Source organism: Streptomyces sp. NBC_01334, from assembly GCF_035983595.1.
Taxonomy (GTDB): Bacteria; Actinomycetota; Actinomycetes; order Streptomycetales; family Streptomycetaceae; genus Streptomyces; species Streptomyces coriariae.
On sequence record NZ_CP130718.1, the window covers coordinates 4,466,501 to 4,484,549 of the forward strand.

Below are 18,049 nucleotides of genomic sequence, written 5' to 3' on the forward strand. Positions count from 1 at the left end.
ATCCCCACCGGATTCCCCACCGCTCCGGACTGTCGCGCACAACCGAGTGGCCTACGTCACCGGTCCTACCCGCACTTCCCCCACGCGTGATCGATCCGCAACCAATTCCGGTCTTGACCGAGACCCATCAACCGTCCGCGTGATTACGCTCGCGCTCATGGAAGACTCCGCACCGCGTCCGACCCCTCAGGCGATCACCACCGCGAACCCGGCCGACCGCCCCGTCTACGTCATAGGCGGCGGTCCCGGCGGCCTCGCCACCGCGTACGCGCTGCGTGCCCAGGGCATACGGGCCGTCGTCGTGGAGAAGGCCGACGGGGTCGGCGCGTCCTGGCGGCGCCATTACGACCGGCTGCATCTGCACACCACCCGGCGCCTGTCGGCCCTGCCCGGGCTCGCGATGCCGCGCCGGTTCGGGCGGTGGGTGGCGCGCGACGACATGGTGCGCTACCTGGAGAAGTACGCCGAGGTCCACGAGCTGGAGATCATCACCGGCGTCGAGGTCTCCCGCGTCGAGCGGACCCCGGACGGCACCGGCTGGCTGCTGCACGCCACCGGCGGGCGCGAGCTCGTCGGCTCGGCGGTGGTCGTCGCCACCGGCTACAACCACACCCCGCACCTGCCGGACTGGCCCGGCCGCGACGAGTTCACGGGCGAGCTGGCGCACGCCGCCGCCTACCGCAGCGGCAAGGAGTACGCCGACCGGGACGTCCTCGTCGTGGGCGTCGGCAACACCGGCGCCGAGATCGCCGTCGACCTGGTGGAGAGCGGTGCGGCCCGGGTGCGGCTGTCCGTGCGCACCGTCCCGCACATGGTGCGCCGCTCGACGGCCGGCTGGGCCGCGCAGTACACGGCCGTGCTCGTACGGCGGCTGCCGGTCCGCCTCGTGGACCGGCTCGCGCGGCCGATGGCGAGGCTCAGCGTGCCGGACCTGTCGGCGCACGGTCTGCCCCGCCCCGACAGCGGCCTGTACTCCCGCGTCAAGGAGGGCGCCATCCCGGTGCAGGACGTCGGCCTGATCGACGCCGTGCGCAAGGGCAGGGTGGAGGTCGTGGCGGCCGTGGCCGGCTTCGAGGAGGGCGGCGAGATCGTCCTCGCCGACGGCACCCGGATCACCCCGGACGCCGTGGTCGCCGCCACCGGGTACGTCCGCGCCCTGGAGGGCCTGGTCGGCCACCTCGGTGTGCTCGACGACCGCGGCAGACCCGTCGGCCACGGCGCCCGCGCCCCCGAGGACACCCCCGGCCTGTACTTCACCGGCTTCACCACCCCCATCAGCGGCACGCTCCGCGAGCTGGCGATCGACGCGGAGAAGATCGCGAAGGCGGTGCGCCGCCACCTCCGGTGATCCGCCCCGCCACCTCCGGCAGCCCGCCCCGGCAGGCCGCGGCCGCCGGATCCCGCGGCCAACTCCCTTCACCTCGCTGCCCGTTACACCTGTGTCAGATGTGACGAGAGCGTTGTCCCGTGCCCTCCCACGGAGCCAGAATGTGAGCACTGTTCATCTTTTTGGCTCCACCCCCGCTCGCTCCCGAAGCTCGACGGAGGACGCACGTGGCAAGTGAAAGACAGCATTCCCCAGGCATGTCCCGCCGTTCCCTGCTCGGCCGCACCGCCGCCGTGGCCGCCGGTGCCACCGCCGTGACCGCGGCCGCCGCCGGTACGGCCGCCGCGGCCACCACCCGGGACGTGGACGTCGCGATCGTCGGCGGCGGACTCGCCGGCCTCACCGCGGCCCGCGACCTCGTGGCCGCCGGCCGGACGGTCGCCGTCCTGGAGGCCCGCGACCGCGTCGGCGGCCGGGTCGTCAACCTGCCCCTGGCCAACGGGGGAGTCACCGAGGGCGGCGGCGAGTTCATCGGCCCCACCCAGGACCGCATCAAGGCGCTCGCCGACTCCCTGGGCGTGGCCACCTTCGCCACCTACAACACCGGCAAGAACCTCCTCTACAAGGACGGCAAGAAGACCCCCTACGCCACCGACGGCCTCCTCGGCTCGGTCCCGCCCGTCGATGTCGCCGGCCTCGCCAACGCCGCGATCGTGCAGGCCTCGCTGGACGACATGGCCAAGCAGGTGCCGGTCGACGCGCCCTGGACCGCCGCCAAGGCCGCCGAGTGGGACAAGCAGACCTTCGAGAGCTGGCTGAACGCCAACGCGGTGGTCCCGTCGGCGAAGTTCCTCCTCGACGTGGCCTGCACCTCGATCTTCTCGGCCGAGCCCCGCGAACTCTCGCTCCTCTTCGTCCTCTTCTACATCGCGGCCGCCGGCAACGCCTCGACCCCCGGCACCCTGGAACGCCTCACGGAGACCGCGAACGGCGCCCAGGAACTGCGCTTCGTCGGCGGCTCCCAGCTGGTGCCGATCAGGCTCGCCGCCACCCTCGGCGACCGGGTGGTGCCGAACGCCCCGGTGCGCACGATCGCCCGGTCCGGCGGCAAGTACGTCGTCACCGCCGACGGCATCACCGTCACCGCCAGGCGGGTCGTCGTCGCCGTGCCCCCGCCGCTCGCCGCCCGCATCCGGTACGACCCGCTGCTGCCCGCCGCCCGCGACCAGCTCACCCAGCGCCTGCCGATGGCCTCGGTCGGCAAGGCGATCGCGATCTACGACACCCCCTTCTGGCGGGCCGACGGCCTCAACGGCCAGGTCGTCAGCGACACCGGAGTGATCAGCTCCACCTTCGACAACTCCCCGCCCGACGCCTCGTACGGCGCGCTGATGGGCTTCATCGAGGCCGACGAGGCCCGCAAGCTGGACGCGGCGAGCGAGGCGGAGGTCAGGGCGGCCGTGCTGAAGGACTACGTGACGTACTTCGGCGAGAAAGCCGCCTCCCCTTCCTCCTTCGTCCTGCAACGCTGGAACAACGAGGCCTACACCCGCGGCGGCCCCGTCTCGATCGCCGCACCGGGAGTCCTGACGCAGTACGGCCCGGCCCTGCGCGAGCCGGTCGGCGGGATCCACTGGGCCGGGACGGAGACCTCCGTCCACTGGATGGGCTTCATGGACGGCGCCGTGCGGTCGGGCGAGCGGGTGGCGAAGGAGGTGCTGGCGGCGCTGTAGTCGCCGTCCGCGTCCACCCCCCGTCCGCTCCTTTCTGTGTGCACGACCATTCCTGACGCTCCGTCAGGTATGTAACCTGACAGAGCGTCAGTTACTTGACGGTCACCCATGGCAGTCACACAGGAGCGGGCGGACCGATGCTTGGATCAACCCACGGCACCCTCACCACCGACTCCCGCCGGGCCCGGGTCATCGCGTGCGGCGAGCACCCCGGGCCCGCCGTCCACGGGCGGCCCCCCGCGGCGGACGACCTCGACGTCAGCGGCCGTCCGCTGTATGCGGACGTCCCCGACCTGGACCGGTTCTTCCGGCCGGAGTCGGTCGCGGTCATCGGCGCCTCGGACGCCGAAGGACGCCCGAACACCGGTGTCACCCGGCAACTGGTGGGCTGGGCCGAGCGGGTGGGGGCGCGGCTGCATCCCGTGCACCCCACCCGCGGGAGCGTCTTCGGCCTGCCCTGCTCGCCGTCCGTGGCCGACCTGCCCGAACAGGTCGACCTGGCCGTCCTGCTGGTCGCCGACCCGCTGCCCGTCATCGAGCAACTGGCCGAGACCAAGGTGAAGTTCGCCGTCGTCTTCGCCTCCGGGTTCGCGGAGACGGGCGAGGAGGGCGCGGCAGCGCAGGCCCGCCTCGCGGCGGCGGTGGCCCGCTCGGGCATCCGCCTGCTCGGCCCCAACACCAACCTCAACGCCTTCGAGCGGTTCCGCGACGATCTCGGCGGCCCGGCGATCGCGCTGATCACCCAGTCCGGCCACCAGGGCCGCCCGGTCTTCGCCCTCCAGGAACTCGGCATCCGCCTCTCCCACTGGGCGCCGACGGGCAACGAGGCCGACCTGGAGACCGCCGACTTCCTCTCCTACTTCGCGGAGCGCCCCGAGGTCGGCGCGATCGCCTGTTACGTGGAGGGGCTCAAGGACGGCCGGTCCTTCCTCCTCGCCGCCGACCGGGCCGCCCGGCGCGGGGTGCCGGTCGTCGCGGTCAAGGTCGGCCGCACCGAGACCGGCGCCCGCACCGCCGCCTCGCACACCGGCAAGCTGACCGGCGCGGACGAGGTGGTCGACGCGGCGATGCGCCAGTACGGCGTGATCCGGGTGGACGGGCTCGACGAACTCCAGGACACCGCGACCCTGTTGGCCCGCGCCAGGCCGCCGCAGGCCGACGGGGTCGTCGTCTACTCGATCTCGGGCGGCACCGGCGCCCACGCGGCCGACCTGGCGACGGCGGCGGGCCTCACCCTGCCGACCCTGTCGGCGGACAGACAGGCCGAGCTGCACCAGTGGATCCCCGCGTACCTGAACGTGGCCAACCCGGTCGACAACGGCGGCCACCCGGTGGGCGACGAGCGCGGCCGGAAGATCATCGACGCGATCCTCGACGACCCGGCCGTCGGCGTCCTGATCTGCCCGATCACGGGCCCCTTCCCCCCGCTGAGCGACCGCCTGGTCCAGGACCTGGTGGACGCGGCGGAACGGACGGACAAGCTGGTGTGCGTGGTCTGGGGCTCGCCGGTGGGCACCGAACCGGCCTACCGCGAAGTCCTGCTGGGCTCCTCCCGGGTGGCGACCTTCCGCACCCTCGCCAACTGCATCTCGGCCGTCCGCGCCCACCTCGAGCACCACCGTTTCGTCAGCGACTACCACTCCCCCTTCGACGAGGCCCCGCGCACCCAGTCCCCGTCCTTCCGCAAGGCGCAGCTGCTGATGCGGCCGGGACAGCAGTTGAGCGAGCACGCGGCGAAACAGCTGCTGCGGGCGTACGGCATCCGGGTCCCGCGCGAGCAGCTGGTGACCAGCGCCGCGGCCTCGGTGCGGGCGGCCGGACTGGTCGGCTACCCGGTGGTGATGAAGGCGTCCGGCGCGCAGATCGCCCACAAGACCGAGCTGGGCCTGGTGAAGGTCGGCCTGACCTCGGCCAGCCAGGTCCGGGACGCCTACCGCGAGCTGACCGACATCGCGCGCTACGAGGGGGTCTCGCTGGACGGCGTCCTGGTGTGCCAGATGGTCGAGCGGGGCGTGGAGATGGTGGTCGGCGTGACCCACGACGACCTGTTCGGCCCGACGGTGACGGCGGGCCTCGGCGGGGTCCTGGTGGAGGTCCTGCACGACGCCGCCGTGCGCGTGCCGCCGTTCGGCGAGGACCAGGCCCGCGACATGCTGGCCGAACTGCGCGGGAGAGCGCTGCTGGACGGCGTACGCGGCCGCCCGCCGGCCGACCTGGACGCGCTCGTCGAGGTGATCCTGCGCGTGCAGCGGATGGCCCTGGAGCTGGGCGACGACCTCGCCGAGCTCGACATCAACCCCCTGGTGGTCCTGCCCTGGGGGCAGGGCGCGGTGGCGCTGGACGCGCTGGCGGTGTGCCGGTGAGGGCCACCTCACGGACCAGGACGAGGACGAGAGCCGAGACGAGAACGGAGAACGGAGCGTGACCGTGCCCGAGCCGTCGATACGCCACCGGACCGACCGCCAGGTCAGCCACATCACCCTCGACCGCCCCGAGACCCTGAACGCCCTCACCCCCGGGATGCGGGACCACCTGATCGACCTCCTCGCGAAAGCCTCGGCCGACCCGGACGTCCGGGCGGTGGTCCTCACCGGCACCGGCCGCGGCTTCTGCGCGGGAGCGGATCTGCGGGGTGGCTCCACGACGACGGGCGGCGAGCGGGTGGCCGGCGATGTGAGCCGGACCCTCCGACTCGGCGCCCAGCGCCTGGTAGGTGCCGTGCTGGACTGCGAGAAGCCGGTGATCGCCGCGGTGAACGGCACGGCGGCCGGCCTCGGCGCGCACCTCGCGTTCGCCTGCGATCTGGTGCTGGCCTCGGAATCGGCGAGGTTCATCGAGGTGTTCGTCCGCCGGGGCCTGGTCCCGGACGGCGGTGGCGCCTATCTCCTCCCCCGTCTGATCGGGCCCCGACGGGCCAAGGAGCTGATGTTCTTCGGCGACGCGCTCACCGCGCCGGACGCCGAACGCCTCGGCCTGGTCAACCGGGTGGTCCCGGACGGCGAGCTGGACAAGACGGCCCGTGAGTGGGCGGCACGTCTGGCCGCCGGCCCCACCCGCGCCCTGGCGCTCACCAAGCAGCTGGTCAACACCTCCCTGGACGGCGACCGGGCCGCCGCCTTCGCCGCCGAGGCCGCCGCGCAGGAGATCAACATGACGACGGCGGACGCGCAGGAGGGCGTGACGAGCTTCGTGGAGCGGCGGGAGCCGAGGTTCCGGGGCCGGTGACGCGGTCCCGGCGGTCCTGACCCTTCCTATCTGACATGCCGTCAGTTTCAATGGAACACATGATGGGACATGCGGGAATGGCGGCCGCGGCCGTCCGTTACCTCAGGGCGGACCACACGGTCGAGGCGCTGCCACGCCCGGAGCTGCGCTGTGTCCGCGAGGACGAACGCGCGCCGGTGGACCAGGGCGAGTTCCGGCGGGTGCTGGGGAGCTTCGCGTCGGGCGTGACGGTCGTGACGGCACCGGCCGTCGAGGGCGAGGACGGCGGCTCGGGCCCCGCCGGCTTCGCCTGCCAGTCCTTCTCCTCCCTCTCCCTCGATCCGCCCCTGGTCGCCTTCATGGTCGGCCGCACCTCCACGACCTGGCCGCGCATCGCCCGCGCGGGCGTCTTCTGCGTCAACGTGCTGAGCGCCGGCCAGGCCGGTCTGTGCCGTGCCTTCGCGGCGAGCGGCACCGACAAGTTCGCCGGCGTGGCCCATGACGCGGCCCCGGTGTCGGGGGCGCCCCGCCTCGCCGGCACCCTCGCCTGGATCGACTGCGCGGTGCACGCCGTCCACACGGGCGGCGACCATCTCGTCGTCGTGGGCCGGGTGAACGCCCTGGGGACGGGCGAGGGCGCGGAGGAACCGCCCCTGCTGTTCCACCGGGGCCGTTTCCTCTGAGCGCCGGCCGGTACGCCCCGCTCAGCGCACGTAGTCGACGACCTGCATCATGCCTTCGTCGCCGTGCTGGAGCTGGTGGCAGTGCAGCATGGAGCGGCCGGCGAAGTCCTCGGCGCGCAGCCGGAAGGTGACCGAGCCGTTCGGCGGGATGCTCACCGTGTCGTGCCAGACCGGCGTGGCCAGGCGGCGGTTGTCGACGGCGGTCAGGAGGAAGTGGTTGGTGTGCAGGTGGAAGGGGTGATGGCTGTGGGCGTGGGAGTCGTTGACGACCGTCCACTCCTCGACCTCGCCCAACCGGACGCGCTGGTTGACGAAGTCGGACGCGAGGCGCCCCCAGGCGAGGTCGCGGCGGCCGGCCAGCGGGTCGGCGGGCGGGGTCTCGCCGTCACCCAGGATGCGGTAGGCGTTCGGGAAGGCGCCTGAGAAGACGTTCTCGTAGCTGCGGAAGGTCAGAGTCCGGGTGCGGGTGGGCTCGGGCAGGTCGGTGGGCCTGCCGGGCAGGGCGGTCGGCAGCGCCATCGGGCGGGCTTCGCCGGTGACGACGAGCGTCAGCAGGGTCTGCGAGGGGCCCCCGCCGGAGAACTTGTAGGTACCGGGCTCGCCTCCGCGGATCAGCAGGTCGACGCGCCCGCCCATCGGTAGCGTCAGTCCGGTGGTGGCGACGGGTTCCATGAGGGTGATGCCGTCGCAGGCGATCTGGTGCAGCTCGTGCCCGCGCAGGCTCAGGAAGTGAGCGGTGATCGCTCCGGCGTTGACGATCCGCCAGCGCTGGACCTCCCCCGGGGCGATGGTCAGCACGGGGTTCTTGGCGCCGTTGACCAGGAAGGTCGAGGCGATGCCCTCATAGGCGCCGTGCGAGGTCAGGTCCGGCACCCGTCCGCCGGACAGCTTGAGCTCGTTGATGCAGACGACGACGTCCTTGGCGGCGGCGATCTCGGGCACCTCGTCGATGTCCCCCTCGACGACGAGCACGCCCCCCATGCCGCCCAGCAGCTGGGTCGCCGTGGAGCCGTGATGGTGGGGGTGGTACCAGAACGTGCCGGCCGGATGATCCGCCGGGACGTCGACGACACTGCGGTGGGTGGTGGTGCTCCCCGGCGTCTCGGAGGGCTCGAACGTGCGGTAGATGTTGTCCGCCTCGCCCGTGGGGTCCACGTGCATGCCGTGGGTGTGCAGGTTGAACGTGTTGAAGTGGTGCGGGACGTTCATGTCGTGCCGCGCCGCCTCGGCGTTCGGCGGCAGCGCGTTGACGTGCGTGATCTCCAGCGAGTCCCCCGGACGCACCCGCAACGTCGGCCCGGGGATCGTCCCTTCGTAGGTGCGCGTGGTCACCGTGCCGGCCCCGGGGAGCGCCTGCTCGGTGAAGGCGACGGTCAGACGGGTCTCCAGCCGCCCCGTGTGCGGCGGCGTCCTGCGGGTCTCCGGCTGCGGGAAGGAGGCGCCGGCCTCCGGTCGCGCCGCCGCTCGCGGACTCGCCGCCCCACCGGTCAGGACCGCCCCGGCGGCGACCGGCAGGCACTTCAGCACGCCACGACGGGCCAGAGAAGTCACGTATCGCCTCCATGGGCAGTAGAAGCAGTAGGAGCAGCGGACGGCAGTGCACGACAGCGCACGGGCAGAGCAACGACACGGAGGTCGCACAACGCAGCCATCCGTGTCGAAATGTGCCCATATGGTACGTAAAGGATCCCCGAAACCACCTTCGCCTCACCGGCTCGGCCGGGCACCGGCTCAGGCGGCCGTCGGCTCAGGCGGTCACCGATGCGGGGACAGCCGGTGCGGGGACCGCAGGCCGCCGCCGGATCACCAGCGCCATCAGCGCCGCCGCGGCGCACAGCGCTCCCGACGCGTACCAGACCATGTCGTACGAGCCGAACGTGTCACGCGCCATGCCGCCCAGGAAGGCCACCAGGGCCGCGCCGACCTGGTGGGAGGCCAGCACCCAGCCGAAGACGATGGCGCTGTCGTCGCCGTACTGCTCGCGGCACAGGGCCAGGGTGGGCGGGACGGTGGCGACCCAGTCGAGGCCGTAGAAGACGATGAAGAAGATCATCGGAGGGTGCACGGAAGGGGCCAGCAGCATCGGCAGGAACAGCAGCGAGATGCCCCTCAGCGCGTAGTACACCGCCAGCAGCCGACGCGGCTCGAAGCGGTCGGTGAACCAGCCGGAGGCGATCGTGCCGACCACGTCGAAGACGCCGATGACCGCGAGCAGCGAGGCCGCCGCCGTGATCGGCATGCCGTGGTCGTGGGCGGCGGGCACGAAGTGCGTCTGGATCAGGCCGTTCGTGGAGGCGCCGCAGATCGCGAAGGTGCCGGCCAGCAGCCAGAACGGGCCCGTGCGGACCGCCGAGAAGAGGACCCGCAGGGTGCGGCGCGCGGCGCCCTGCACCGGGGGCGGCTTCGGGACGAACTCCGTCGCGCCGTACGGCTTCTGGCCCACGTCCGCCGGATGGTCCCGCAGCAGCAGCCATACGAAGGGGACGACGGCCAGCGCGGCCAGCGCGACCGTCACCGCCGCCGGGCGCCAGTCGTACCGCGTGACCAGCCAGGACAGCAGCGGCAGGAAGATCAGCTGGCCGGAGGCGGAGGCCGCGGTCAGGATGCCGCTGACCAGACCCCGGCGCTCGGTGAACCAGCGGTTGGTGACCGTCGCGGCGAAGGCGAGCGCCATCGAGCCCGAGCCGAGGCCCACCAGCAGGCCCCAGTACAGCAGCAGTTGCCAGGCCGCCGTCATCCAGACCGTCAGGAGCGAGCCGACCGAGATCACGGTCAGCGCCACCGCCACCACCCGGCGGATGCCGAAGCGGTCCATCAGCGCCGCCGCGAACGGGGCGGTGAGGCCGTACAGCGCCAGGTTGACCGAGACCGCCGCGCCGATCGTGCCGCGCGACCAGCCGAACTCCTGGTGCAGCGGGTCGATGAGCAGACCGGGGAGCGAACGGAAGGCCGCCGCGCCGATGATCGTGACGAAGGTGACGGCGGCGACGAACCATGCGCGATGGATGCGGCGGCGACCGGGGACGCGGTCGGAGACGGGCTTCTGTTCCTCGGCGGATGCCGGAGTTTCGGTTGTCTGGGTCACGTCACAGAGCTTCCGATACCGGGATCCGGCGGGCGAGTGGCCCGAGGGACAGCATTCGCTAGGATCGGGCCATGGCCGAACCGTACGCATCCTCCCGCCATCGCGTCGTCGTCCTCGCCCTCGACGGGCTGATGCCCTTCGAGCTGGGCATTCCGCAGCGCATCTTCGGCAAGGCGTGCGACGCGGCGGGCCGCCGCCTGTACGACGTCGTGACCTGCTCCGTCCGGCCGCCGGGCCCCGTCGAGACGGACGCCGACTACGCCGTCCTGGTCGGCAACGGTCCCGAGGCGCTGGCCACCGCCGACACCGTCGTCGTCCCCACCTCCTACGAGCTGGGCCCCGTCTACGAGGAGGGCGTGCTCACCCCCGAACTGGCCGCCGCCCTCGCCCGCCTGCGCCCCGGCACCCGCCTCGTCTCGATCTGCACCGGCGGATACGTCCTCGCCGCCGCGGGCTGCCTGGACGGCCGCCCGGCGACCACGCACTGGATGCACGCCGAGCACTTCCAGCGGCTCTTCCCGAAGATCCGGGTCGACGCGGACGTGCTGTTCATCGACGACGGCGACGTCCTCACCTCCGCCGGAGTGGCCGCCGGGATCGACCTCTGCCTCCATCTCCTGCGCCGCGACCACGGCGCCGCGGTCGCCAACGAGGTGGCCCGCCGTACGGTCGTACCGCCGCACCGCGACGGCGGCCAGGCGCAGTACATCGAGCGCCCCGTGCCCGACCCGCAGCAGGCGACCACGACCGCCGCCCGCGCATGGGCGCTGGGCCGCCTCCACGAGCCGATCCAACTGCGCGACATGGCCGATCAGGAGGCCATGTCGGTACGGACGTTCACGCGCCGCTTCCGCGAGGAAGTCGGCATCAGCCCCGGCCAGTGGCTCACCCAGCAACGGGTCGAACGGGCCCGGCACCTGCTGGAGTCCAGCGACCGGTCCGTCGACCGGATCGCCCGGGACGCCGGTTTCGGCACCGCCCAGTCGATGCGGCAACACCTACAGACGGCCCTCGGGGTCACGCCCACCGCGTATCGCCGCACCTTCCGCACCGGGAGCGCCGAGAGCGGTGGCCACGGCGTCGTCGACGCCGCCCTGCGGTGACCTTCCCGCGCTGCGCACCTCGCCCCACCAGCCGACCGCCGTGAGGAGCAGGGTCACCCCGACCCCGGCCAGGATCGCCGTCGACGGGGCGACCACCTTCAGCAGGGCACCGGCGAGGGAGCCCGTCGCCGCGTAACCCGCGCCCGCGGCCGCGTACATGACGGAGTACCCCGCGGCCAGGGCGTGCGGCGGCAGCGCCTCGCGCAGGGACAGGTTGCGGGTGAGCATCGCGGCGGACTGGAGCACGCCTCCCACGGCCAGTGCCGCCGCGATCCCGACCGCGTCCGAGGTCAGCGCGGCGGCCGTCACACAGACCGACGTCCCCGCCATCAGCACCACGCTGCGGGTGCGCAGCCGTCCCGGCCAGGCCCGGAGACCGTAGGCGAACGCGCCGAGCCCCCCGCCCACCGCCATCCCGGTCAGCAGCGGTCCGGACCAGCCGACGCCGACGCCCCGCTGTTCGAGCAGGGCGGGCAGGACGAGTTCGGCGAGCCCGAGCAGGGTGAGGCTGGCCGCGCCGGTCACGTACACCGGCCATGCGCCGGTCAGGACCCGCAGCGGCGACGCGCCCGCAGGGTCCTCGCCCCGCGGGTCCTCCGTGCCGGCCGCGCCCCAGGACGCCGGGAGCAGCCACAGGCCCGCGACCGACGAGGCCATCAGGGCTGCCGCGAGGAGCAGCGGGACGCGCGGCGCGACGCCGAGGGCCAGCCCGGCGACCGCCGCCGGCGAGAGCGCCCACACCCCGGCCGTCAGCATCGACTCCACGGACAGCGCCTGGGCCGCGGCTCGCTCCGGAACCAGCGCGGTGAGCAGCGTGCGCAGTCCACCGGTGGCGGCGGCCGGGGCGGCACCGGCCACGACCGCGAACCCGCCGAGGACCGCCGGATGCGCGGCCGGGAACGCCCCGAGCCCCGCGAATCCGACGGCCCCGGCCACCAGCCCGACGGCCAGCTGGAGCCGGGCGCGCTCGGGGCGCAGCCGCATCCCGAGGACGGGGGCGCCCACGATCTCCCCGACGACGTAGGCCGCCGCGAGGATCGCGCCCAGCGTGTAGCCGCCGGGGCGCTCGCGCACCAGGAACACCAGCGCCAGCGGCGCCATGGCGACCGGCATACGGGCGCCGACTGCGGTGCAGCACCAGATCAGAACCTGTCCGGTGGCGACGTCGCGGTAGCTCATGCAAGGACCGTAGGGGTCGACACCGGCACCGCCCCACGGGTTTTCCGGGCAGCCGGACGGGCTGTGCGGTCGGCCCACGGTGCTTCGGTCAGCCCGCGGCTCCCGGTCGGAACGTGAGCACCGCCCGCGCCACCCTCCCCGCCTCCGCGTCCGCGGCCGCCTTCGCGAAGTCCTCCACCGGGTAGGTGTCCGTCACCAGTTCGTCGAGGAGCAGCCGACCGGCCCGGTACAGCTCGGCGTACAGCGCGATGTCCCGCTGCGGACGCGACGAGCCGTACCGGCAGCCCAGGATCGACTTGTCCAGGTACATCGACGAGACCAGGAAGGACGCCTCGGCGGTGGCCGGCGGCACCCCGAGGAGCACCGCCTGCCCGTGGCGGTCCAGCAGGTCGATCGCCTGCCGGATCAGCTCGACCCGGCCGACGCACTCGAAGACGTGGTCCGCGCCCGTGGGCAGCACGTCCCGCACCGCGTCCGTGGAGGTCAGGAAGTCGGTCGCGCCGAACCGCCGGGCCACCGCCTCCTTCGCCGGATTCGCGTCCACCGCGACGATCCGCGAGGCGCCCGCGATCCGCGCTCCCTGCACCACGTTCAGCCCGATCCCGCCCGTCCCGATGACGACGACGCTCTCCCCGTACCCGACCCGCGCGCGGTTGAGCACGGCCCCGACTCCGGTCAGCACCCCGCACCCGATCAGCGCGGCGGACGTCAGCGGGACGTCCTTCGGGATCCGGACCGCCTGTACGGCCTTCACCACCGTGCGCTCGGCGAAGGCGGAGTTGGACGCGAACTGGTACACCGCGCCCCCCGCGCGCGTGAACGGCTTCCGCGGGCGCCCGATGGCCTGCCGGCACATCGTCGGCCGGCCGCGGTCGCACTCCGCGCAGGTGCCGCAGTTGGCGAGCGTGGACAGCGCGACATGGTCCCCCGGCCCGACATGACCGACCCCCGCGCCGACCGCCTCGACGACTCCCGCGCCCTCATGGCCGAGGACGACGGGCGCCGGGAAGGGAATCGTCCCGTCGACGACCGAGAGGTCGCTGTGGCACAGCCCGGCCGCCGAGATCGCGACGAGCACCTCACCCGGCCCCGGATCGCGGACGGCCAGGTCGTCGACGACCTCGGCCCGCTTCCCGTCGAACACCACGCCTCGCATCGCGTCCCCACCGTCCTGTCCGTTTCCCGTCGCTATCCCTTGGGCTGCCTGGGCAGGCCGAGCACCCGCTCGGCGATGATCGTGCGCTGGATCTGGTCCGAGCCGCCGTAGACGGTGTCGGCCCGGGAGAACAGGAACAGGTGCTGCGCGTCGTCGAGTTCGTACGGCGAGGACGGCGACCAGTCCGCGGGGCCGACACTCGCCGCGGCCCCCCGCACCTGCACCGCAACCTCCCCGAGCCGCTGGTGCCAGCCGGCCCACAGCAGCTTCGCCACGCTGGGCGCGCCCGGCCCGCCGGAGCCTCCCAGCGTCCGTAGGGCGTTCCACCGCATGGTCCGCAGCTCGGCCCACAGCCGCACCAGCCGCTCGCGTACGACGGGGTCGTCGGCCGCCCCCGTCCGCACCGCCGTACGCACGACGCGTTCCAGCTCCTGGGCGAAGCCGATCTGCTGGGCGAGGGTCGACACCCCGCGTTCGAAGCCGAGGAGGCCCATCGCCACCCGCCAGCCGTCGCCCGCCGCGCCGACGACGTGCTCCACGCGCGCGTGCGCCCCGTCGAAGAAGACCTCGTTGAAGTCGCTGGTGCCGGTCAGCTGCCGGATGGGCCGTACCTCGATCCGTCCCGGCTGGTCCATGGGGACGAGGAGAAACGTCAGTCCGTGGTGCCGCCTGGACTCCGGATCGGTACGGGCGAGCACGAAACACCAGTCGGCCTCATGGGCGAGCGAGGTCCAGATCTTCTGTCCGGTGATGCGGTACGACCGTCCGTCGGGCGCGAGTTCGGCCCTCGTACGGACCCCGGCCAGGTCGGACCCGGCGCCCGGCTCGCTGTACCCCTGGCACCAGAGCTCGGCACCGGCGGCGATCGGCGGCAGGAAGCGCGCCTTCTGCTCCGCCGTGCCGTGCGCGAGCAGGGTCGGCGCGAGCAGGTTCTCCCCGATGTGCCCGGAACGGGCCGGGGCCCCCGACCGCGCATACTCCTCGGCCCAGGCGACCTGCTGGGGCAGACTGCCGGTCCGGTTCCCGAACCCACCCTCCCCCCAACCGATCCCGATCCACCCGGCCGCACCGAGCGCCCGCTCCCAGGCCCGCCGATCGGCGGCCTGCGGGGCGTGCTCGGCGAGCCAGGCCCGAGCCTCGGCCCGGAACTCCTCATCCAGGGGACTTGATCCGAAATCCACGGCACCGCCTCACGTCGGGGGCCAACTGCCCGACTCAAGGGGCGCGGGGAGCTGCGCGACCAGCCACAGACGACCCGCACCCGAAAGACCACAGGAAGCACGCTCAGGCGTTGGGCCGGCTCCCCTCCCGCGCGGCCCGAGCCATCTCCTCCAACCGCGCGAGCATCGGCATCGGATCGACCCCCACCGTCGTCGGCAGCAACTCCGCGATGGTCTGCGGCGTCCAGCCGCCGGAGGCGTACGCCGAACGCAGTTCGCCGGGCTGCGCCCACACCGCGATCTTCGGCCCCGCAACGGTGTACACCTGCCCGGTGACCTTCGCCTCCCGCGCGCGGTCCGACAGCAGATACACCACGAACGCGGCCACGTCCTCGGGTTCGCCGATCTCCGCCAACTCCATCGGCACGCCCGCGGACATCCGCGTACGGGCCACCGGGGCCACCGCATTGGCGGTCACCCCGTACTTGTGCAGACCCAGCGCCGCACTCCGCACGAGCGAGATGATCCCGCCCTTGGCGGCGCTGTAGTTGGCCTGCGAGACCGAGCCCTGGTGGTTGCCGCTGGTGAAACCGATCAGCGTGCCGGAGCGCTGCCCGCGCATCACCGCCGCCGCGGCCCGGAACACGGTGAACGTGCCCTTGAGATGGGTGGCGACGACCGGGTCCCACTCGTCCTCGGACATGTTGAACAGCATCCGCTCCCGCAGGATCCCGGCCACGCAGACGACTCCGTCGAGCCGCCCGTACGACGCCAGCGCGGTGTCGACGACCCGCTGCCCGCCGGCCATCGTCGAGACGTCGTCGGCGACGGCGACCGCCTCCCCGCCCGCCGCCTCGATCTCCTTGACGACGGACCGGGCGACCTCGCTGGTGGGTGAGGCGCCGTCCACCGAGACGCCGTAGTCGTTGACGACGACCCGCGCGCCCTCGGCCGCCGCGGCGAGCGCCACCGCCCGCCCGATGCCTCGTCCCGCCCCGGTGACGGCGACGACCTTGCCGGTCAGGAAGTTCCCCACGTCCGGCCCCCTCCCACAGTTTCTGACGGACCGTTAGATTTGGATGCGAGGTCCAGACTGACCCGTCCGTCGGTCGGGGACAAGCCCCGGGGAGGCACGGAATGACACTGCCGGTCGAGTTCCACGAGATCGCGAAGCGCGTCAACAACTGGGGGCGCTGGGGGGCCGACGACGAGATCGGCACCCTGAACCTCATCACCGACGACGTCGTCCGCGCGGCCGTCGCCGAGGTCCGCACCGGCCGCCGCGTCCCGCTCGCGCTGCCCCTGCGGGAGGACGGCGTGCAGACCGGGCTGATCCCCGGGCGGGTCAACCCCCTGCACGCCATGGTGCAGATCAACCAGGAGATCTTCGGTCCGGGCACGGTGGCGTGCAGCGACGACACCGTGACCATGGGCCTCCAGGCGGGCACCCACTGGGACGCGCTGACCCATGTCTCGCACTCGGGGAAGCTCTACAACGGCCGGCCGGCCGGCACCGTCACCCCGCACGGCGGCGCCGAGTTCAGCGGCATCGACAAGGCGCGGCACGTCGTCTCGCGCGGGGTGCTCCTGGACGTGGCACGCGCGCGTGGCGTCGACCGGCTGGAGGGCGGGCACGCGGTCACCCCGGAGGACCTGGCGGCGGCCGAGGAGCTGGCCGGCACGCGCGTGCGGGCCGGCGACATCGTGCTCGTACGGACCGGGCAGGTGCAGCTCTACCTGGCCGGCGACAAGCAGGGGTACGGCTATCCGTCACCGGGCCTCTCGGTCCGTACGCCGGAGTGGTTCCACGCGCGCGATGTGGCGGCGGTCGCCAACGACACCCTCACGTTCGAGATCTTCCCGCCCGAGATCGACGACCTGTGGCTGCCGGTGCACGCGCTCGACCTGGTGGAGATGGGGATGCTCCAGGGCCAGAACTGGAATCTCGAAGAGTTGTCCACAGCCTGTGGACAAACTGGCCGCTACGCGTTCCTGCTGTCGGCGATGCCCGAGCCGTTCGTCGGCGGCACGGGAACGCCGGTGGCCCCGGTGGCAGTGCTGTAGGCGCCGACCTGCGAACAGGCGCTCCCCTCACGTCGGCTGGCGGCGCGCGGCTGCCCGCCCCGAGCACGGCACCGCGCACCGCCATCCGACTCCGGCGCACCCTCCCCCGCTCCCGGCTTCGCCCGAGCGGGAGGGACCCCCACCGACTCCCCTCGGCCCTGAGGGAACCGGCGCCGAATCACGACCCACACTCGGCGAGAGCCTCCGTCACCGAAGCCCTCGTCGTCCCCTCGCGGCGAATCGCTGACCACAAGCGTGATCAAACAGACACGTCGCGTCAACACCTGAACGGAGATTTATTACTTACGTCCCCTTTGTGGTGGGCGCGCACGGAAGCACAGCCGGGCGCACCGATGCCGAACCGGACGATTCGCGACAGCGCTGTCTGCGCCCGTGCACCGCAAGCCGCGGGGGCGCTCCGCACCCGTGCGCCCTCGCCACCGCCCGCGTCGGGGGTCGCGCCGCCGGTCACGGGCCGGTCGCATCGCCGTCCGTCCGCCGCCCGATCGCCGCTCAGACGACCTCGTACGCGAGCCCTCCGTAAGCCGGCTCGGGCTCCGCCGGGACCGCGCCCCGGCATTCCTCCACGTTGCGGCGCTCCTCCGCGCCCCCGTGGTCCGCCTCGGCCTCGCCGGGCTCCGCACAGCGGTCCAGTTCGCACCAGATGCGCTTGCCCGCACCCTCGACGCTCCAGCCCCAGCGGTCCGCGAGACCGTCGACCAGGGCCAGACCACGGCCGCCGGTCGCCTCGTCACCGGCGCAGCGGGGCACGGGAGCCCGGCCACTGGTGTCGGCCACCTCGAGTCGGACGGTGGACGGCTCGGCCGTCCCGCCCGGCAGGGAGAGCCGCAGCACGGCCGGACAGCCGGTGTGCACCACGGCGTTGGTGACCAGTTCGGAGACGAGCAGGATCAGCGTCTCGGCGAGCGGCTCCTCGTCCCCTATCCCGGACCCGGCGAGGCGCGAGCGGGCCCACCTGCGGGCGCGCCCCACCTCAGCGGGGTCGGGCCGGATCTCCAGCTGCACTTGAAGCACCTGCACCGCTCACACCATCCGAACCGGCGGACACATGGCCGTGCGCCACGCAAGCCACGCGAGCCGCGTGTGCACCATGACGACGGGGGCCACGATCGTAGCCATTTTCTGCATGGCCAGAACAACGGCCAGAGGCAGGGTGACGGAACGTGAATCCCTTACGAGACAGCTTGGTTGACATACAGTCACCTCAACAAGCGCTTCGGGCATATTCCAGCGCGAAGGAGTACCCGTGCGGCATACTGTGCGACGCTCGTTGCGGGGAGTCGAACAGGCGGGCCCCAGAAGCCCGTCCGCCCTGCGAGCGGCGGCGCGCACCG

At 72.9% G+C, this 18,049-nt stretch carries 14 protein-coding genes; 7 read left to right on the forward strand and 7 right to left on the reverse strand.

Translation table 11 applies throughout. The features are described 5' to 3' along the window. Nucleotides 1-157 precede the first annotated feature (157 nt). From OG736_RS19920 to OG736_RS19940, 5 genes are all read left to right on the forward strand, one after another. The gene (locus OG736_RS19920) at nt 158-1,348 is read left to right on the forward strand and encodes a flavin-containing monooxygenase (RefSeq protein WP_327183653.1); all 1,191 of its coding nucleotides are present in this window, start codon (nt 158-160) and stop codon (nt 1,346-1,348) included. Between the two features lie 236 nt (nt 1,349-1,584). Then, nucleotides 1,585-3,060: a flavin monoamine oxidase family protein gene (locus OG736_RS19925; protein WP_327183654.1), complete on the forward strand. Its 1,476-nt coding sequence runs from the start codon at nt 1,585-1,587 to the stop codon at nt 3,058-3,060. Between the two features lie 137 nt (nt 3,061-3,197). Continuing rightward, on the forward strand, nt 3,198-5,423 hold the full coding sequence (locus tag OG736_RS19930; RefSeq protein ID WP_327183655.1) for an acetate--CoA ligase family protein: 2,226 nt from the start codon (nt 3,198-3,200) through the stop codon (nt 5,421-5,423). A 58-nt stretch (nt 5,424-5,481) separates the two neighbouring features. Continuing rightward, a complete protein-coding gene (locus OG736_RS19935; protein ID WP_442817054.1) occupies nt 5,482-6,285 on the forward strand; it encodes an enoyl-CoA hydratase/isomerase family protein in 804 nt (267 codons plus the stop codon). Between the two features lie 62 nt (nt 6,286-6,347). Beyond that, nucleotides 6,348-6,947 (forward strand): flavin reductase family protein, encoded by a 600-nt coding sequence (locus OG736_RS19940; RefSeq protein WP_327187659.1) that lies wholly within the window; start codon nt 6,348-6,350, stop codon nt 6,945-6,947. A 21-nt stretch (nt 6,948-6,968) separates the two neighbouring features. Here OG736_RS19940 and OG736_RS19945 read toward each other — a convergent pair whose 3' ends face one another. Both OG736_RS19945 and OG736_RS19950 read right to left on the reverse strand, forming a co-directional pair. Beyond that, complete coding sequence (locus tag OG736_RS19945; RefSeq protein ID WP_327183656.1) at nt 6,969-8,498, reverse strand: multicopper oxidase family protein; 1,530 nt, start codon at nt 8,496-8,498, stop codon at nt 6,969-6,971. A 196-nt stretch (nt 8,499-8,694) separates the two neighbouring features. Then, the gene (locus tag OG736_RS19950; protein ID WP_327183657.1) at nt 8,695-10,032 is read right to left on the reverse strand and encodes an MFS transporter; all 1,338 of its coding nucleotides are present in this window, start codon (nt 10,030-10,032) and stop codon (nt 8,695-8,697) included. A 71-nt stretch (nt 10,033-10,103) separates the two neighbouring features. On the opposite strand from OG736_RS19950, the gene OG736_RS19955 reads away from it, so the two are divergent. Beyond that, nucleotides 10,104-11,135: a GlxA family transcriptional regulator gene (locus OG736_RS19955; RefSeq protein ID WP_327183658.1), complete on the forward strand. Its 1,032-nt coding sequence runs from the start codon at nt 10,104-10,106 to the stop codon at nt 11,133-11,135. Here the strand turns inward: OG736_RS19955 and OG736_RS19960 are convergent. The 4 genes from OG736_RS19960 to OG736_RS19975 all read right to left on the reverse strand — a co-directional run bounded on the left by OG736_RS19960 (nt 11,031) and on the right by OG736_RS19975 (nt 15,666). Continuing rightward, nucleotides 11,031-12,314, reverse strand: coding sequence for an MFS transporter (locus OG736_RS19960; RefSeq protein WP_327183659.1), 1,284 nt, complete (start codon nt 12,312-12,314; stop codon nt 11,031-11,033). The two genes, OG736_RS19955 and OG736_RS19960, sit on opposite strands and share 105 nt — an antisense overlap. A gap of 88 nt (nt 12,315-12,402) precedes the next feature. After that, nucleotides 12,403-13,470 carry a Zn-dependent alcohol dehydrogenase gene (locus tag OG736_RS19965; protein ID WP_327183660.1) on the reverse strand — a complete coding sequence of 356 codons (1,068 nt, stop codon included), beginning with the start codon at nt 13,468-13,470 and terminating at the stop codon, nt 12,403-12,405. Between the two features lie 32 nt (nt 13,471-13,502). Continuing rightward, entirely contained in the window at nt 13,503-14,651 is a 1,149-nt protein-coding gene (locus OG736_RS19970) for an acyl-CoA dehydrogenase family protein (protein ID WP_327183661.1), read from the reverse strand. A gap of 103 nt (nt 14,652-14,754) precedes the next feature. Then, nucleotides 14,755-15,666 carry an SDR family NAD(P)-dependent oxidoreductase gene (locus OG736_RS19975; RefSeq protein ID WP_327183663.1) on the reverse strand — a complete coding sequence of 304 codons (912 nt, stop codon included), beginning with the start codon at nt 15,664-15,666 and terminating at the stop codon, nt 14,755-14,757. 101 nt (nt 15,667-15,767) lie between these two features. On the opposite strand from OG736_RS19975, the gene OG736_RS19980 reads away from it, so the two are divergent. Continuing rightward, complete coding sequence (locus OG736_RS19980; RefSeq protein ID WP_327183664.1) at nt 15,768-16,694, forward strand: cyclase family protein; 927 nt, start codon at nt 15,768-15,770, stop codon at nt 16,692-16,694. Nucleotides 16,695-17,207: 513 nt separating this feature from the next. On the opposite strand, the gene OG736_RS19985 is transcribed toward OG736_RS19980, so the two are convergent. Further along, a complete protein-coding gene (locus tag OG736_RS19985) occupies nt 17,208-17,720 on the reverse strand; it encodes an ATP-binding protein (protein WP_327187660.1) in 513 nt (170 codons plus the stop codon). Nucleotides 17,721-18,049 lie beyond the last annotated feature (329 nt).